The following is a 16541-nucleotide window of genomic DNA, read 5'->3' as shown; positions in this document are numbered from 1 at the left end:
GCTTTTAAAGAGGTCATAGAAAGCTGGTAGTTAGGCGCAATTGCGCCTGGTCTCAAGGGTGCGTTCGATCAACTCATCGAAATCAGGGGCATCGCGTACCTTGCTGATATCGCCTGCAGTGACTGCGACACCCCAGTTCTTCGCCATGGCTTCGTATCTGGGTTGACGATGAGCGAGAGCTTGAGCATAGGTCCAGCGGATGAAGTCATCGGGATCAACATCAGACTCGGCGCAGCCGTGTTGGTCCAAGTATTCTTGCCAGACGCGGGTAAGAAATTCGCCCTGATAAGACATCGGCTTAGGGGCTTTGTCGAAGCGTTTTATCAACTCGGCGGTATGATCTTCGTCACCCTTCAGCCATATCATAAGGGTGTGTCGGGACAATTCAGTCAACAACTGATCGCCTGGGTCGCCCGGGTCTGCCCATTCGCAGATGGATCCGCCAGTATCACAGATGAAATGGGGGTATTGGTACAACCGCTGCGCACGGTCGATGAAATACTCAGTGTCCAGCAGGGCGTGAATTTCAGCCAGGCGGAACTGCTCTTGCCGGCGGCGGTATTCTGACATTTCAAGCCCGCCGAGATCTGGGTTCCCTGGCTTGCCCAGATAGGCCGCCACCGGGGTCAGGTTCTCAAATGATATGTTCGAGCCGATATAGATCGAATCCGAAAGCAACAGATCGCGCAGAAACGGGACCTTCATCGCCTCGGCCTTGGCGTTGTCGGTGATGTACTCGCCCATGTAGCGGGTGCCAATACGGTAGTCGATCGAGTAGTGAAACCAACCGCCGGAATCCCTCAGGATGTTTGACACATAGGTTTTGCCCAGACCCGACATGCCGAAAAATAACACTTTTTTTCGCGGCGCGTTGCGCCAGTCTTTTGCCGAGCCGTAGATCATTTGCCACTGTCCCTTTTTAGCCTTTGCTAAATCGGGCAGGAGGCGGCGTCAATTGCGAGAACCAGAACGATTTAAGATCAACAGGCCCAACGCAAGGACTGCGAACCCGACGAAAGCCCTCGGTTCAAGGGCCTCGTCCCGCACCGCAGCGCCCAGAACAATGGCAACGGGCGGGATAACCAGGGTGACCAGCATCAGATTGCCGCTGCCAGCCATGGCAAGCACGCGGTAGTATAACAGGTACGCGCCAGCGGTCGCTATGATGGCGTAGTAGCCGATGGCAACCCATGTCACAAAAGGCAGGGTCAAGGTGGGCATGCCGTCGACCATCAATGCGACCGGTAGGATCAGCAGCGTCGATCCGGTCAGCATCCCAGCTGCTGCGACGATAGGCGAAAGGCCAGACAATGACTTGCGGGCCCATGCAGCAGCCAACGCATATGAGATGGTTCCGGCAACTATCGCGAGTTGGGCTGTGCTTTGTAGGCTGAAATTTGAGAAGTTCTGTATTCCGATCGCGATCGACACGCCCAGAAATCCTAGCCCGGCGCCTGTTAGGCGGGCTTTTGTCAGACGCTCATCTTTGAAGAACATGGCTGCGATCAAGACGCCAAAAACCGCCGTGGCCGCGTTCAGGATCGCCGTCAGACCAGTGCCGATATACAGCTGGCCCCATGCCATCAATGTAAAGGGAATAGCGTTGTTCAGAAGGCCCATGACCAGAAAAGCCAGCCAGACCTTGGGGCTTTCTGGTATATTCTGACGTTGAATTAGAACGACAAGCCACAGCACCAACATAGCCCAGAAAGTGCGGTGCAAAACCGATGTCATTACCGGAATTGTATCCAAAGCGATCCGGATCGATAAAAAGGACGCGCCCCAAATCAAGCCCAGCAACAAAAGTTCAGACCAAGCGCGAGGAGAGAGGTGTTTCTGAGTTTCCATGGCACCACTCTTTCATTTGGGTACTACTGAAGCGACCCGAAACTTGCGAAAAAAAAGCCCCGCTTAACAGCGGGGCTTTTCATCCATGACCTAACGCTGATTAGTTTAGGGCGTAGGTGACCTGAACACCGACACTCCAGGCGCTGTTTCCAGTGAACCGCGCTCCTTGGTTTGTCGTAGCATCCCCAATATCGGTATAGCGAATTCCACCGGAAATCTTCGCTTGCTCGATCGAATAAGTGCCGCCCAAACCGACGCTCCAGAAACCATCTGTCGGACCCAAGTCTGAAACAGTGGAGCCGGTAGAAGTCTCATACCCAACTGTAACTGCTCCGGAAAACTCCTCTGAGAACTGATAGCCCAAGCCAAGTGTGTAAGTGAACGTAGCATCGTCGTAGTCAAGTAGGTTGTTTCCGGTTATGCCAACATACACAGGCGGGGCGTAGATAGATTGCGGCCAATCAACCCAACGTATTGATCCAAACAAAAGCGTCTTCGGTGCCACACCCGTCTGGAAGTCGAGGTTCACCGACTGCGGTGTTACCACTTCCGTTTCTGTGTTGTTGACAGAAAGACCCGCAGGAATTGGAGGCACCACATTGTTAGATTCTGTTTGCGACAGGTTGTGCGTGATTTTGGAGTTGTACGTTAGGGCGACCCGGGCGGCAATTTCTGGTTTTTCCCATGCTACACCGACCACGTATCCAAAATCGATTTCCGGATCGATGTCGACTTCATAACCCGCTGCAGCGGGAACAGCCACGTTGCCTGTCAGGCGCTGCGCGCGTAAGCCACCTATTGCGCTAAAGCCGCCGTCAAACTTGTACCGAAACAATGCGGTAACCGCATCTGTATCGGCTGAGGCACGCAAAACGTCGGTACGGCCACCTGCCACTGACGTAGGGTTCTGCGACAATGGATAATTCGAACCGTAGGCCACATCAGCGCCAAAGGGCTGATCATACACGAGCGCGAAATCGAGCTGTTCGGTCAGCGAAGTTTTGTAGCCCAGGTGGGGTGTGAAGAAGTCCTTCGCGATATTTCCAGAATCTACTCCGCCTAGCGTGCCTGACACTGTAGGATTGGTGTAGCCAAGTCGAAACTGAACGGCCGCGCCCTCTTCAAAAATAAGATTGATGCCCTGACCACTGCGATCCAAGCCACCCGCCTGCACTGTCGTTGCCCCTACGCATAGGGCGCAAGCTTGTAGAAGCGCCTTTTTCATTTATTCCTCCCATACTGTCTCTCGTGGGCCTTATTGGCAGTGCCAGAGTGTGCATCGCCGGGCCCATTATTTGTGGTGCCCGATACTCACTCGTGACCCATTTTAACGTCAACTGGTGACCATGCGTTACTTGGGAGTTGTTACGTTACGAACTGTTGCCAAACTGTTACGATTCTCTGACCACACGTTCAAAAAGATACCGCCAAAAATTATTGCCGCACCCAAAAGCGTCCAGTGATCGATCGGCTCGCGATATAGTATCATGCCGACCACAGCGATGGTGGGCAGGCGTGCGAAGTCAAAAGGGATCACGACAGTCGCCGGCGCGATGGCCAGAGCGTTTGTGATGCAAAAATGCGCCAACAACCCCGCCAGTCCTACAAGCAGCAAAAACGGAGCCGTTTGTGCATTGGGAATGGTGATCTGCCCGTCAAACCCAGCTGCCGCGGTGCCCAGCACCGCCTGCATGGCCGTTAACCAGAACACGATACATCCGATACTGGCAAATCTCGTGAGCTTTTTGGTCGTGATGGTTGTAAACGCGAAGAATATGGCTGACGCGGCGGCCATCAAGATGCCGGGGCTTAGCGGTGCGGCCCCAGGTCGGGTCACAACCAATATTCCTGCGAACCCAATCAAAGCGGCCGTCATTTTCAGTAGTGTCAGGCGTTCTTTTAGCAAAAGCGGTGATAGCAGGATGACCCAAATGGGTTGTGTGAACTCAAGCGCGAACACCTGCGCCAGAGGAGCTACGCCGACCGCATAGAACCAAAGGTTTTGCCCGGTGAAATGCAGTGTGTTTCTTACAGCGTGCAGGCCCAGACGTTTGGTTTTGACCTGATACCATTTGCCAGTTGCAGTCAGGACCAGCGCGACGACGACAAAGCCCACAAAACTGCGGTACATCATAATTTCGAATGTATCGTGATAGAGACTTAGCTCGCGCCCGGCGACCGCCATTGACGAGAAAGACGCGATGGCCCCGATCATCCAAGCAGCCGCTTTACCGACCTGAGGTGACGAACTTTCCACCCTGACGCCTCCGTATGCGTTATCTTGCCTGTCAGAGGTTTGTCTGACTTGGATTTACCGGAAAGTCACCCAAAATCAGTATTTTCCAGGGTTGATGACCTTTCGAAGAAAGACCAGCGCGCTCAGAACGCTAGTTCAAGTCTTTTGCGAATTGCCGGGCTATTTCCAGGTTCCCCTTGGCGTTCACATGGCAGCAATGATCGATGTAGTGGTCTTCTTGAAAAAGTGCCGAATAGTCTGTGAAACATCCAAGGCTTTGCGCTTTTGCCCGTATCTTCGGGTATACTTGATGGATTTGAGTTTCGTAATTGGCGTTATGGCTGAAGGGTTCCGAGCTCAACGTGTAAGGGTTCGGTTGAAGTACACATACAAACCGCGCGCCTTTGGATCGGACGATAGCTTCGGTCGCGGCCCAACTGTCTACAAGGAAACTGGCGACGTCTTCCGCGTATTCCTCTTCGTCACAACGGTTGAGCTCTGAGAAGTTTTTGTCGTTTGAGTTGGAATCCAACTTCTGCCCGATGCCTCTGGCAAAGCGATTGATGGATGAGGATTGAATTATGCTCCAAAGCGCCGAGGTAGATTGTGACTTGTTTTCCAAAGCCGCCTTTATGAAGCCTTCGCGGGGATGGCCGTTAGCGGAGTTTAAGCCAAGGCAGTTGTGGTAAACGTCATTCACGCCGTCGAAGAACACCACAGTGTCTCCGCTTTGAATGTCTGACAGATTGTTGAGAAGCCGGTTGAGGCTTTGTCGTGAATTGTATGCCTGCTCACCGTAGTTGATAGACGTTTTCCCGGACAATTCCGCAAACTGTGAGGGGATTGTATTTTTGTCAGAAACGCTGTGGCCCCACATAGTGGACCCGCCGAAAAAGTGAACTTTCGTCGCACTTTCTGGTTCAGGGTTCGTGGTAACGCGCCTCAGGTCTTCGTCGATGTTCAGGGTTTTGCTCGAAATCATGGGGGATTCCCAGCCAACGAAGGCTTTGTAGGGGTAACCTTGAAAGCTTTCGGTGTCGTTTTGAAATTGAAACGTTTCTTCGTTTTGGTTCGGATTGCCGGTCTTTTTTGAAGTCCCGCCGTCACTTGCCAGGTCCCGAACTGAAAATGCGGCAAACAGGATGACTTCGAGCGCGACCAACATCGTTAAAGTTAACAGACAAACGAAAAAAATGTTCTTGATCAGTGCCATAAAATACCTTGGGCGCTACTTGTTACAATTTGGTGCGATACTGCTATTTGAAAAAGGTCCGGTATTGTCTTCGAGGTCTTCTAGCAAAACATGCTGTGAGATCGGGATGCGGAATGCAAGTCAAACGTCGTTGTGACCAGTTTGAGTCACAAGGCGGCTAATAGCCCAACGGTGCCTGATTTGTTCGCGACTGCCTTCGCAACTGTGGTGCAGCATCAGCTTGGGGCAGGGTGGCTGCTCTATCAGATCTGAACGCGGTGCACTTCACCGAGCGCAACGTGATCAACGCGTTCGTGAATCTGTTTGGTTATTCCCACTCAATCGTGCCCGGAGGCTTTGAGGTAATGTCATAGGTGCAGCGGTTGATGCCCTTTACCTCATTGATAATGCGCGTGGCAGTCTCACCGAGGAATTCATGGCTGAACGGATAATAGTCGGCTGTCATTCCGTCGACCGAAGTCACCGCGCGCAGGGCACAGGCATAGTCGTAGGTCCGGCCGTCGCCCATGACCCCAACCGTGCGCACGGGAAGGATGGCGACAAAGGCCTGCCAGATATCGTCATATAGGCCGTGCTTGCGAATCTGGTCGATATAGATCGCGTCGGCCTCTCGCAGGATTTCCAGTTTTTCGCGGGTGATTTCACCGGGGCAGCGGATCGCAAGGCCGGGTCCGGGAAAAGGATGGCGTCCGATGAAGCTGGGCGGAAGGCCCAGTTCGCGGCCCAGTGCGCGAACCTCGTCTTTGAACAGCTCGCGCAGAGGTTCAACCAGCTTCAGGCCCATCTTTTCTGGCAGGCCGCCCACATTGTGGTGCGATTTGATCGTGACCGATGGGCCGCCCGAGAATGAAACGGATTCGATGACATCGGGGTACAGCGTGCCCTGCGCCAGGAACTCGGCGCCGTTGATCGTGTCAGCATGTTTCTGGAACACGTCGATGAACAGTTTGCCGATGATTTTGCGCTTGGTCTCAGGATCGCTCTGACCGTCCAACTCGCCCAGGAACAAATCGCTTTCATCGGCGTGGATCAACTGGATGTTATAGTTGTCGCGGAACATGCCAACGACTTCGGTGGCTTCATTCTTGCGCAGCAGGCCGTGGTCGACGAACACACAGGTCAACTGATCGCCGATCGCCTCGTGAATCAGGATTGCCGCGACCGAGCTGTCGACGCCGCCCGACAGGCCGCAAATGACTTTCTTATCGCCCACTTGATCGCGGATCTTGCGGATCATCTCTTCGCGATAGGCACCCATGGTCCAGTCGCCTTTGAACCCGGCCAATTTCACGAAATTTTCGTAGAGTTTCGCGCCTTTCGGGGTGTGGTGTACCTCGGGGTGGAATTGCACCGCATAAAAGTGGCGATCCGGATCTGCCGTGATGGCATATGGTGCGTTCGGCGAGGTGCCAAACACCTCGAATCCCGGAGCGATTTCACTGACATGGTCGCCGTGGCTCATCCAGACCTGTTCATCACCGTCAGCGAACCAGCCGTCCAGAATATCCACCGTCTTGTTCGGGGTGACGAAGGCGCGGCCGAACTCGGCCGTGCCATGGCCGCTTTCGACCGTGCCACCAAGCTGATGCATCATCACCTGCTGACCATAGCAGATTCCCAGGATTGGCACACCATAGTCGAAAATCTCTTGCGGAACACGTGGAGAGCCTTCGCGAGTCACACTGTCCGGGCCACCTGAAAATATCACGGCGCGCGGGGACATTTCCCGCACGAAGTCCATCGTGACGTTCTGATAAGGATGAATTTCGCAGTAGACATTCAGTTCGCGGAGACGGCGAGCAATCAGCTGCGTCACCTGGCTGCCGAAGTCGATGATCAGGAGGCGGTCATGGGATTTTTCACTCATGTTCGCGCCATAGGCCAAGCACGGTGATTTCGCAAGAGCAAGGTCATCTTCCAGCTACCACAGATGGTATAGGGCGCACAGTAATGACTGGCCTATTGTAAATAATTTGTAACAGAAATATGACGATCTTCGGCCAACCGGGAGAGTTGGCGAAAACGAATTGGGAGGTGCGCGTGCCAATTGCTATTGAAATTGCCGCTCTGAATCTGGCCCTCGCACTGTTTTGCGGTGCGTTGATCGGGTCGGAACGTCAGGTTCGGCAACGGATGGCAGGCCTGCGCACGAATGCCTTGGTGGCGTTGAGCGCTGCTGCTTTTGTGGTGTTTTCAGCGCTCTATCCGGACGAAGTCAGCCCGACCCGGGTGGCCGCCCAAGTTGTGTCGGGGATCGGTTTTCTAGGCGCTGGTATCATCTTCCGGCACGGTTTCACAATTCATGGTCTGAACACGGCCGCGACATTGTGGTGTTCTGCAGCGGTGGGAATGATGGCTGGCAGCGGTGCCTGGATCTTTGCGCTGATGATGACCGGGTTCGTTATCTTCGTGAACCTGGGACTGAGGCCGTTAGTGAAATGGCTCAAGCGCACAACGCGTGCCGGTGTGCCGCTTACACAGGAATTCCGCATTTTGGTGCGGTGTGCTGCCAGTGATCAGACTCAAACACGAGCATCAGCTTTGCAAGCTCTGGCGCAAAATGGCGTGCGAATTGTTGGATTCGAAAAAGGGGCGGAAGACCACGACGGTATTCAAACCCTCGAGATTCTGGTGTCCAGTGAGGAACAGTTGGAAGATATTCAACATAAGATTGCGGCGCCTCTTATCCTTGAACCTGGTATTCTCAGTGTCGACTGGGAGATGGTTCCCGAGACTTGATGCTTAAATTCTAGGCGTCGCGTTTGGCGGTAAAGCGGCTGGCATGTCGCTTTTATGTTCCAATCGCCGTTATCTTCCAACGGTTGTCATCGACCGCGGGATAGACAGGAGCTCAATCAAGACATCCTGATCATGGGGAAAAAACATGGCTGAAGCAGCAGCACGTCGCCGGGGTCGCGGTGGAGGCGGAGCCGCCCGCAGGGCGGAGCGTACCGCGGTTCGGATCGAAACAGCGAAATACATCGAACGCAACATTCCCAATTTCGAAGTTCTCAACGAAGAAGCGTTGGAGATCATCGAAACCAATGCAGAGACCGTACTGGAAGAGATCGGTGTCAACTTTGTTGACAACCCCGACGCTCTGGACCGGTGGCGCGATGCAGGTGCAGACATCGACGGTGAACGTGTGCGCATCCCGCGTGGTCTGGCGCGTGAGCTAATCAAGACGGCCCCCAGTCAATTTACACAGCACGCTCGCAATCCTGAGAAATCGGTTGAGATCGGCGGGCGCACTTTGGTCTTGGCACCTGTCTATGGCCCGCCCTTTGTGCGTGATGCCGAAGGCGGACGTCGCTATGCGACCATGGACGATTTCAACAAGTTTGTGAAACTGGCCTATATGTCCAAGTGGCTGCACCACTCGGGCGGTACAGTGTGCGAACCCACCGACGTCCCGGTGAACAAGCGGCATCTGGACATGCTGAAAGCGCATATGACGCTATCGGACAAGCCTTTCATGGGGTCGGTGACCGACCCAAGCCGCGCGCAGGATTCGGTTGAAATGTGCGAAATCCTCTTCGGCAAGGAATTCGTTCGGGAAAACACAGTGATGACCTCACTGACCAACATCAACTCGCCGATGACTTTCGACGATGTGATGATGGGCTCGCTTGAGGTCTATGCGCGCAATAACCAAGCCTGCATCATCTCGCCATTCATCGTGGGCGGAGCGATGGCCCCGGTTTCCGTGGCAGGTACACTGACACAGGTGCTGGCCGAGGTTCTGGCCGGTGTCGCCTATAGCCAGATCATCCGTCCGGGCGCTCCGGCGATCTTTGGCGCCATGGTGACGTCCATTGACATGAACTCGGGCGCGCCGACATTTGGAACGCCTGAGGCGTCACATATTACGTACGGCGCGGGCCAGTTGGCGCGGCGTTTGAACTTGCCCTACAGGTCAGCCGGGTCATTCTGCGGATCGAAACTGCCGGACGCGCAGGCGGCCTATGAGACGGCGAACTCACTGAATATGGGTCTGTTGTCTGGTGTGAACTTCATGCTGCATTCCTGCGGTTGGTTGGAAGGTGGTCTTGTTGCGGATTTCGAAAAATTCGTCATGGATGCCGATCAACTGGGCGTATTGCATGGGTTGGCCAAGGGCGTGACGTATGACGAAAACGCTCAAGCCATGGACGCTATCCGCGAGGTTGGTCCGGGTGGCCACTATCTTGGGTGTGATCACACGCAGGCCAACTTCAAGGAAGCCTTCTGGAAGTCTGAAATGCTGGACTACAAGCCATTTGAGACCTGGCAAGAAGAAGGGTCCCGTGACACTCGTCAACTCGCCACTGCGCGGGTCGAGCATTTGTTGGCCAACTATCAACAGCCGCAAATCGATCCGGACGTAAATGCCGCGCTGGAGGCTTATGTTGCTGAGAAGAAAGCCTCTATGCCGGATGCCTTCACCTGATCAATTCAGGTGCGAGGCGCGGCTGGCCTGATACAGCTGCGCCTCGCCCAATAGCGCGATCAAAAGATCCAGATGTCGGACCAGAGAATAGGCTGCATCCTCTTCTTTTCGCTGCTCATTCACTTCTTTCTCCATTTCCATCAACCGCATAAGGGCCGACCCTGTTCCCGGGAGTGAGCCATAGCCCAGAATGCGTTGCAAATGCCGATCCCGATTATAATCCAGCGCCCCAAATTTCGCGGCCCGGGCCAAAAGGCGCGGGCGGTGGAGAGTTGCGATCATGGTCATCAGGTCCTGCATGTCGTGTGTCCCTTGTTCAAGTTTTGACGCCTTGCTTGTCACACAACTTTAGCGGGCGTTGCCTTGATTGAACTCACTCCGAACGATGGTTTCACGACTGTTTATCTTTTTGAATCAAATCTGGTTCCCGCTCATCGGGGTTAACGAACGAGTAACGAAAGAATCTCTAGTTAGATTTGGTTAACTCAAACTCTGAGGGCGAAAAGTGGCAGTCTGTTTTGTCGACGAGGGTAAATGATTATGGAAAACAACGTGGCTTTAGCCGTTCCGGCATGGGTACCAGAAGGGGCACAAAGATACCTTGCTCATACCGAAACCGGTCGGTCTATTAGAGATATTGCGAGGTCGGCAGGGTGCCATGCATCAACCATCCTCAGGCAAATCCGTCGTATTGAAACGCGGCGAGACGATCCGTTGGTAGATGCCGCCTTGCAATCGCTGGCCGAGACGCATTTTTCTGTGGCAAATGACCGGCGCGCACTTTCCCCCCAGATCAACGAAACCAGGGAAGAAGAAGAATTCGAACGCGAGGCTTTGCGTATTCTCCGACGCTTGTGTGAAACCGGGTCGGTTCTTGCGGTGGCCGAGGATATGGACAAGGCCGTGGTTGTACGCGACACCGGTGAGGCGGGGGCGACAAGAACGGCCGTTGTAGAATGCAAGATTGCGCAGGCTCTGGCATTGAAGGATTGGATTTCCTGCGACAATCCCGGGCGGATATCCCGATATCGCATATCAACGTCTGGTCGAACCGCGTTGAGTCTGTTGGTGGCCGAGGCAGAGAACAAGGCGCGCGCGCGCAATGAATTCGGAATGGCCGAGGTGCAAAGCCCATTTCAGGCGAACACGTCGGGTGCGCAACCTGACCGTGTCCGGCGCATGCGCTACAGTGCGGCTGAAAGCCCGCTGATCGCCTTGTCTCGCCGCCGGGATCGCGATGGAAAACCTTTTCTGGATGAGGCTTTGGTCAGCGCTGGCGAACGTCTTCGTGAAGATTTTGAGCTGGCGCAAATTGGCCCGCAGGTCGCACAAAACTGGGACAGCTTTCTGACAGGGGGTACCCGAGGAAGCTTTGACAGTGCCTCTCACGGCAGGCAAGGGTCATCTGATGCAAGGGATCGGGTCGCGCGTGCCTTGTGTGATCTTGGTCCGGGTCTGAGTGATGTTGCCCTCAGGTGTTGCTGTTATCTCGAAGGGTTGGAGCTGGCAGAAAAGCGAATGGGATGGTCTGCGAGATCCGGAAAAATCGTGCTTCGTATCGCACTGCAACGTCTCAAGCGCCACTACGAGGATCAAGCCGAGCGTGATTGCATGATCGGGTGAAATCCATTTGGATCGCTTGCGAATTTGCGCTGGATTGATAATCAGGGATTATGGGTTTCACACTAAGACAGCTCCAGTACTTTCAAGCCGTTGCCGAACAACGAAATTTTGGTCGAGCGGCTCAGCTATGTAATGTATCACAGCCAGCGCTATCTGTGCAGATCAAAGCGTTAGAGGAAACTCTGGGTGGTATTCTGTTTGAACGTCAGGCAAGGGACATCTTGCTGACCCCACTGGGGCGCGATGTGCTGGATCATGCGCGCCAGGTTCTGGGTGCTGCGGATCGGTTGGATCAGTTTGCCCGGGACCATTCCGGCGGGCATCGATCGCTTTCGATCGGAATCATTCCAACGATAGCGCCCTATCTGCTTCCCGGTGTTTTGGCGGGATTGCGGGCCGGTGACGTCTCGCTCAGAGTGCAGATTCGAGAGGCACGGACCGACCGTTTGCTGGCGCTTTTGCGCAGTGGCGATATTGACGCCGCAGTTCTGGCATTGCCAGCAGGTGGACGTGAGTTTCAAGAGATTCCGTTGTTTCAGGACCAGTTTTTGCTAGCTGGAAGTGCGGCGCGGTTAGAAAGGGTGACCACGAGCCCTGAGATGTTGCGGCCCCTGGATCTAAAGGCGGCGCAATTGATGCTGTTGGAAGACGGGCATTGCTTGACGGATCAAGCGCTGGAGGTCTGTGGTCAGGACCGCGGTAGTGGGCAGATCAACATGGGGGCATCGTCGTTGGCGACTCTGTCGCGCCTTGTCGCCGAAGGGTTTGGCCTGACGTTGATGCCGGAACTGGCCGCGCGCTCGGAAACCGAGGCTGTGTCCGGTTTGAAACTGCTGCGCTTCGGCGCTCCGCAGCCGGCCCGCACAGTAGGGTTGGTGCTGCGCAATTCAACGTCTGAGGAGGATTGGTCAGGTCGACTGGCGCAGGTCATTCAGGATGTGGGCGAAAAGATCGTATCAGCCACGCGCGCATAAGAAGGCCCGCCAAGAGCGGGCCTGAAATCAACATGTTGTCTTTGCTTAAGTCAGCGCTGGTTCAGCGGCTCGTTCCAGATGTGCCATCAGGTTTTCGGGGGATGAAGCGCCGTATGGATCGTCCGGGCAGTTGTCCATTAGACCAGGCTCTTCAAACCACGCTTCAACAACACCGTCATTGATGATGGCTGCATAGCGCCAAGACCGCATGCCGAACCCAAGGTTGTCCTTGTCGACCAGCATCCCCATCTTGCGAGTAAATTCACCAGATCCATCGGGAATGACCTTGACCTTTTCCAAGCCTTGGTCCTTTGCCCATTTGTTCATGACGAAACTGTCATTCACGGACATACAGTAGATCTCATCAATTCCCTTGGCCGTAAAATCAGCGTGCCCGTTTTCAAATCCCGGCAATTGATAGGTCGAACATGTTGGCGTAAACGCACCGGGCAACGAGAACAGGATCACACGCTTGCCGGCAAAGAAATCTGCTGTTGTCATGTCTTCCCAGCGAAACGGATTGGGCCCTTCGAGCGAGATGTCGCGAACGCGGGTATGAAAGGTTACATCGGGCAGTTTGGCACCGGATTTCATGTTCAATCTCCTGTGATTCACATGTGTTTAGACCGAGACCTAGTTCAGTTCGAAACTGCCTTCAATTGATGAAATGCCGCATTTGCAAATTTGTGGATACGTTCATTACTGGCTGAAAAATATGAATAAATACCCTCGTAGTCAGAGGTTTTCTGCAAGCGCAAAGTACGATTGCATAGCGGATATGCGCTGCTGGTGTAATCACAACGACTGGTTTATGTTATAGGTACACAAAGTTGACCCAAAGTCAGGAAAACTGCCCGTGCGCGATCTGAAGATCCCCGAACAACGTCACCCGGAAAAAGCCCATCGTCCGGATAACTCACAGCCTAAGAAACCCAGCTGGATTCGCGTCAAAGCCCCCGGTGGTAAAGGCTATGCCGATACCCGCCGTATAATGCGCGACAATAACCTTGTCACGGTGTGCGAGGAAGCCGGCTGCCCCAATGTCGGAGAGTGTTGGAGCCAGGGTCACGCGACTATGATGATCATGGGCGAAATCTGTACGCGCGGTTGCACCTTCTGCAACATCGCAACAGGTCGTCCGGATGCGTTGGATGTGTTCGAACCGGGGCGCGTGGCTCATGCCGTCGAAAAGCTGGGCTTGAACCACGTTGTGATTACCTCGGTCGATCGGGATGATCTCAAGGATGGTGGTGCGGAACATTTTGGCCAGACCATTCGTGCCATACGGCATCGGTCTCCGAAAACGACGATCGAGATTCTGACGCCCGATTTTCTAAAATGCGACGCCAAGGTTCTGGAGACCGTGGTCGAAGCCAAGCCCGATGTATTCAACCATAATCTTGAAACCGTGCCGGGGCTATATCTCGAGGTGCGACCCGGCGCGCGCTATTTCCATTCGCTGCGTCTGCTGCAAAGGGTCAAGGAGCTGGACCCGTCGATCTTCACCAAATCCGGCATCATGGTTGGTTTGGGTGAGACCGAACAGCAGGTACGACAGGTGATGGACGACATGCGTGCGGCTGATGTCGATTTTCTGACCATCGGCCAGTATTTGCAGCCAACGCCCAAGCATCACGGGGTGGACCGCTTTGTCACACCGGAAGAGTTCGCATCGTACGAAAAAGCAGCCTATGGCAAAGGGTTCCTGATGGTATCGGCGACACCATTGACCCGGTCCTCATATCACGCGGGCGATGATTTCGCCCGTTTGCGGGCCGCACGGCAGGCAAAACTGGGACAAGCGTGACGCCGGAAACTGTCAAGCGCCTTACGGCCCTGCGCCGAGAGCTGCACCAATCCCCTGAAGTGTCCGGTCAGGAACAAAAAACAGCCGAGCGGATCGCTGAGTTGATGCGGAACGCGGGCGCTGATTTGGTCCTGACGGGGCTAGGCGGGCATGGCGTTGTGGCCGTGTTTGATAGTGGCATAGACGGACCCGGTATCGGAATTCGTTGCGAGTTGGACGCGTTGCCAATTCAAGAAGAATCCGATTTTCCTTACACATCGTGTATTCCTGGAAAGGGCCATCTGTGCGGCCATGATGGGCATATGGCGATGGTAGTGGGCGCGGCTGAGGCTTTGGGTATTGCACGCCCACAAACAGGCCGCGTGGTTTTGATCTTCCAGCCATCGGAAGAGACCGGCAAAGGCGCCGCTGCGGTTCGCAGTGACCCTCGGTTTTCAGACATTGCCCCCGACTATGTTTTTGCCCTGCACAACCTGCCGGGGCTGGATCTTGGCATCGTTGAAATCTGTGATGGGCCCGCCAATTGCGCGTCACGTGGGATGCGGATTGTTTTGACGGGCAAAACTTCGCATGCCGCTGCGCCGCAGGACGGGATTTCTCCGGCTGCTGCACTGTCGAAGCTTATGCCTGCTCTGACAAAACTGGGGCAGGGAGGGCCGCTGGATCAAAACTACGCGCTGACCACCGTGACCCATGCAAGCCTTGGGGAACAGACATTTGGCGTCGCACCCGGACGAGCGGAACTGTGGGTGACCCTGCGCACGGTCAGGGACACGCGTATGGCAGAGCTGATTGCCGAAGCAGAGGCGTTGGTTGCAAAGACATCGCAGGCTGAAGGTGTGAGCTCAGAAGTCACCTATGATGACGTCTTTGAAGCCTGCGCAAATCATACCGACGCCGTAAACTTTCTGAATCAGGCGTGCGTGGAACGAAATGTACCGGTTCGTCTTGTGAACGAACCGCAAAGATTCTCGGAAGACTTCGGGCAATTCGGCGAAAATGCAAAAACGGCTATGTTTTGGCTGGGTTCGGGGTCGGATCACCCGCAGCTCCACAACCCGGACTATGATTTTCCGGACGCGCTCATTCCAATCGGCACAGGGGTATTTCTGGCCGTGATCCGTCGCATACTGGGGTAGTCGGATCAGCGCGGGGCGCGTGTCCATTCACCCATGGCCCAATCGGGCCACCAGCCCATGTATTCGACCCCGTAAACTAGCAAGCACAGCAGAATGATCCCGAATACAAGTTGTACTCGTCGTTTCGACGGCGGGTTTCTGGCCCATTGGGACATGCGCAGGAAGTGGCGCGGGTTCATCTATGCCTCGGTGAATCTGACCTTGCCGATGAAGGGCAGGTTGCGGTTACGCTGAGCGTAGTCGATCCCGTAGCCCACGACAAATTCATCCGGGATTTCAAATCCGATCCAATCAGAGCGGAAATCAACCTCTCGTCGGCTGGGTTTGTCCAGAAGTGCGATGGATTTCAGACGTTTCGGACTGCGGCTGATCAACAGATTCGTGACGTGGTTGAGGGTGTGGCCTGTGTCTACAATATCTTCGACCACCAGCACATCACGCCCTTCAATTGCGCCTCTCAAGTCCTTGAGAATACGCACCTCTCTGCTGCTCTCCATCGAGTCGCCGTAAGATGAAGCTTCAAGGAAGTCCACCTCGATCGGCAGGTCCAGTTCGCGCACAAGATCGGCAATGAAGACAAAACTGCCGCGCAAAAGGCCGACAACAACAAGCTTGTCTGTGTCTCCAAACTCATCCGTTATTTCGCGGCAAAGCTCCTCAATCCGGGCGGCAATCGCCTTGGCCGAGATCATCTCATCTATCACATATGCGCGGTCACTCATCCCAGCCCCCTTGATCTTTGGCGCGCAACATACGACATGACGCGCCATTGTCATCTGAAAATACCGGACGCCATGCCTATCCATTCGGAAACACGTCACCTACCTTATACCTCTCAGCAGATGTATGATCTGGTCGCAGACGTGGCCAAATACCCCGAGTTTCTACCCTGGTGCGCTGCGGCGCGCATCCGGAAGACCTACGAAGTCGGCGAGTCCCATGTGCTGGAGGCCGATCTGGTCATTTCGTTCAAAGTGTTTCGCGAACGATTTGGCAGCCGGGTTACGTTGTTTGGTGATCAAAAGAGAATCGACACTGAATATCTGGATGGCCCATTCAAATACATGAAATCCGACTGGCAGTTCGCGGATGCAGCGGATGGTGGCTGTGACATCTCGTTCCACGTCGATTTCGAATTCAAAAACGCCATCCTGCAAGGCATTATCGGTGTTGTCTTCAACGAAGCCATGCAGCGGATCGTTCGTGCGTTCGAAGCCCGCGCCAAAGAACTCTATAGCTAAGCCTTTACCAATGTTTCGCGCACGTTAGACT

Annotated in this window: 17 protein-coding genes; 7 read left to right on the top strand and 10 right to left on the bottom strand. The window is 54.5% G+C overall.

Translation table 11 applies throughout. From position 1 onward, the window contains the following. Positions 1-30: 30 nt before the first annotated feature. The 6 genes from Q1B21_RS00375 to guaA form a co-directional block, all read right to left on the bottom strand. Positions 31-903 (bottom strand): ATPase, encoded by an 873-nt coding sequence (locus Q1B21_RS00375; RefSeq protein ID WP_299884545.1) that lies wholly within the window; start codon positions 901-903, stop codon positions 31-33. Between the two features lie 48 nt (positions 904-951). Then, the gene (locus Q1B21_RS00370) at positions 952-1848 is read right to left on the bottom strand and encodes a DMT family transporter (protein ID WP_299884542.1); all 897 of its coding nucleotides are present in this window, start codon (positions 1846-1848) and stop codon (positions 952-954) included. Between the two features lie 100 nt (positions 1849-1948). Continuing rightward, a complete protein-coding gene (locus tag Q1B21_RS00365; RefSeq protein ID WP_299884539.1) occupies positions 1949-3073 on the bottom strand; it encodes an OmpP1/FadL family transporter in 1125 nt (374 codons plus the stop codon). Positions 3074-3199: 126 nt separating this feature from the next. Next, positions 3200-4105: a DMT family transporter gene (locus Q1B21_RS00360; protein ID WP_366525388.1), complete on the bottom strand. Its 906-nt coding sequence runs from the start codon at positions 4103-4105 to the stop codon at positions 3200-3202. A gap of 130 nt (positions 4106-4235) precedes the next feature. Next, positions 4236-5066 (bottom strand): hypothetical protein, encoded by an 831-nt coding sequence (locus Q1B21_RS00355; protein WP_299884536.1) that lies wholly within the window; start codon positions 5064-5066, stop codon positions 4236-4238. A gap of 538 nt (positions 5067-5604) precedes the next feature. Continuing rightward, positions 5605-7164: a glutamine-hydrolyzing GMP synthase gene (gene guaA, locus Q1B21_RS00350; RefSeq protein WP_299884533.1), complete on the bottom strand. Its 1560-nt coding sequence runs from the start codon at positions 7162-7164 to the stop codon at positions 5605-5607. Between the two features lie 173 nt (positions 7165-7337). Here guaA and Q1B21_RS00345 point away from each other — a divergent pair, with 173 nt between their 5' ends. Both Q1B21_RS00345 and Q1B21_RS00340 read left to right on the top strand, forming a co-directional pair. Then, the gene (locus Q1B21_RS00345; RefSeq protein WP_299884530.1) at positions 7338-8036 is read left to right on the top strand and encodes an MgtC/SapB family protein; all 699 of its coding nucleotides are present in this window, start codon (positions 7338-7340) and stop codon (positions 8034-8036) included. A gap of 145 nt (positions 8037-8181) precedes the next feature. Continuing rightward, positions 8182-9726 carry a trimethylamine methyltransferase family protein gene (locus tag Q1B21_RS00340; RefSeq protein ID WP_299884527.1) on the top strand — a complete coding sequence of 515 codons (1545 nt, stop codon included), beginning with the start codon at positions 8182-8184 and terminating at the stop codon, positions 9724-9726. Here the strand turns inward: Q1B21_RS00340 and Q1B21_RS00335 are convergent, their stop codons facing one another. Next, positions 9727-10026, bottom strand: a complete 300-nt coding sequence (locus Q1B21_RS00335) for a DUF6477 family protein (RefSeq protein WP_299078700.1) — start codon at positions 10024-10026, stop codon at positions 9727-9729. 240 nt (positions 10027-10266) lie between these two features. On the opposite strand from Q1B21_RS00335, the gene Q1B21_RS00330 reads away from it, so the two are divergent. Next, positions 10267-11349, top strand: a complete 1083-nt coding sequence (locus Q1B21_RS00330) for a DUF6456 domain-containing protein (protein ID WP_299886722.1) — start codon at positions 10267-10269, stop codon at positions 11347-11349. Between the two features lie 50 nt (positions 11350-11399). Next, positions 11400-12323 (top strand): LysR substrate-binding domain-containing protein, encoded by a 924-nt coding sequence (locus tag Q1B21_RS00325; RefSeq protein WP_299884524.1) that lies wholly within the window; start codon positions 11400-11402, stop codon positions 12321-12323. A 45-nt stretch (positions 12324-12368) separates the two neighbouring features. Here the strand turns inward: Q1B21_RS00325 and Q1B21_RS00320 are convergent, their stop codons facing one another. Continuing rightward, positions 12369-12917 carry a peroxiredoxin gene (locus tag Q1B21_RS00320; protein ID WP_299884521.1) on the bottom strand — a complete coding sequence of 183 codons (549 nt, stop codon included), beginning with the start codon at positions 12915-12917 and terminating at the stop codon, positions 12369-12371. A 262-nt stretch (positions 12918-13179) separates the two neighbouring features. Between Q1B21_RS00320 and lipA the strand changes: the two genes are divergently transcribed. Together lipA and Q1B21_RS00310 are read left to right on the top strand one after the other, a co-directional pair. Further along, positions 13180-14130: a lipoyl synthase gene (gene lipA, locus Q1B21_RS00315; RefSeq protein WP_299078712.1), complete on the top strand. Its 951-nt coding sequence runs from the start codon at positions 13180-13182 to the stop codon at positions 14128-14130. Beyond that, the gene (locus tag Q1B21_RS00310; RefSeq protein WP_299884518.1) at positions 14127-15269 is read left to right on the top strand and encodes an amidohydrolase; all 1143 of its coding nucleotides are present in this window, start codon (positions 14127-14129) and stop codon (positions 15267-15269) included. Before lipA ends, Q1B21_RS00310 begins: the two co-directional genes overlap by 4 nt. Positions 15270-15274: 5 nt before the next feature. Here the strand turns inward: Q1B21_RS00310 and Q1B21_RS00305 are convergent, their stop codons facing one another. Together Q1B21_RS00305 and hpt are read right to left on the bottom strand one after the other, a co-directional pair. Then, positions 15275-15448, bottom strand: coding sequence for a hypothetical protein (locus tag Q1B21_RS00305; RefSeq protein WP_299884515.1), 174 nt, complete (start codon positions 15446-15448; stop codon positions 15275-15277). Then, a complete protein-coding gene (gene hpt, locus Q1B21_RS00300) occupies positions 15449-15991 on the bottom strand; it encodes a hypoxanthine phosphoribosyltransferase (RefSeq protein ID WP_298932236.1) in 543 nt (180 codons plus the stop codon). Positions 15992-16063: 72 nt separating this feature from the next. On the opposite strand from hpt, the gene Q1B21_RS00295 reads away from it, so the two are divergent. Then, positions 16064-16510 carry a type II toxin-antitoxin system RatA family toxin gene (locus tag Q1B21_RS00295; RefSeq protein WP_299886718.1) on the top strand — a complete coding sequence of 149 codons (447 nt, stop codon included), beginning with the start codon at positions 16064-16066 and terminating at the stop codon, positions 16508-16510. Positions 16511-16541 lie beyond the last annotated feature (31 nt).

It is taken from the genome of uncultured Ruegeria sp. (assembly GCF_947504215.1).
Classification (GTDB): domain Bacteria; phylum Pseudomonadota; class Alphaproteobacteria; order Rhodobacterales; family Rhodobacteraceae; genus Ruegeria.
Note: the sequence above shows the minus strand (reverse complement) of the source record. Positions and strands in the feature narration are given on the sequence as shown.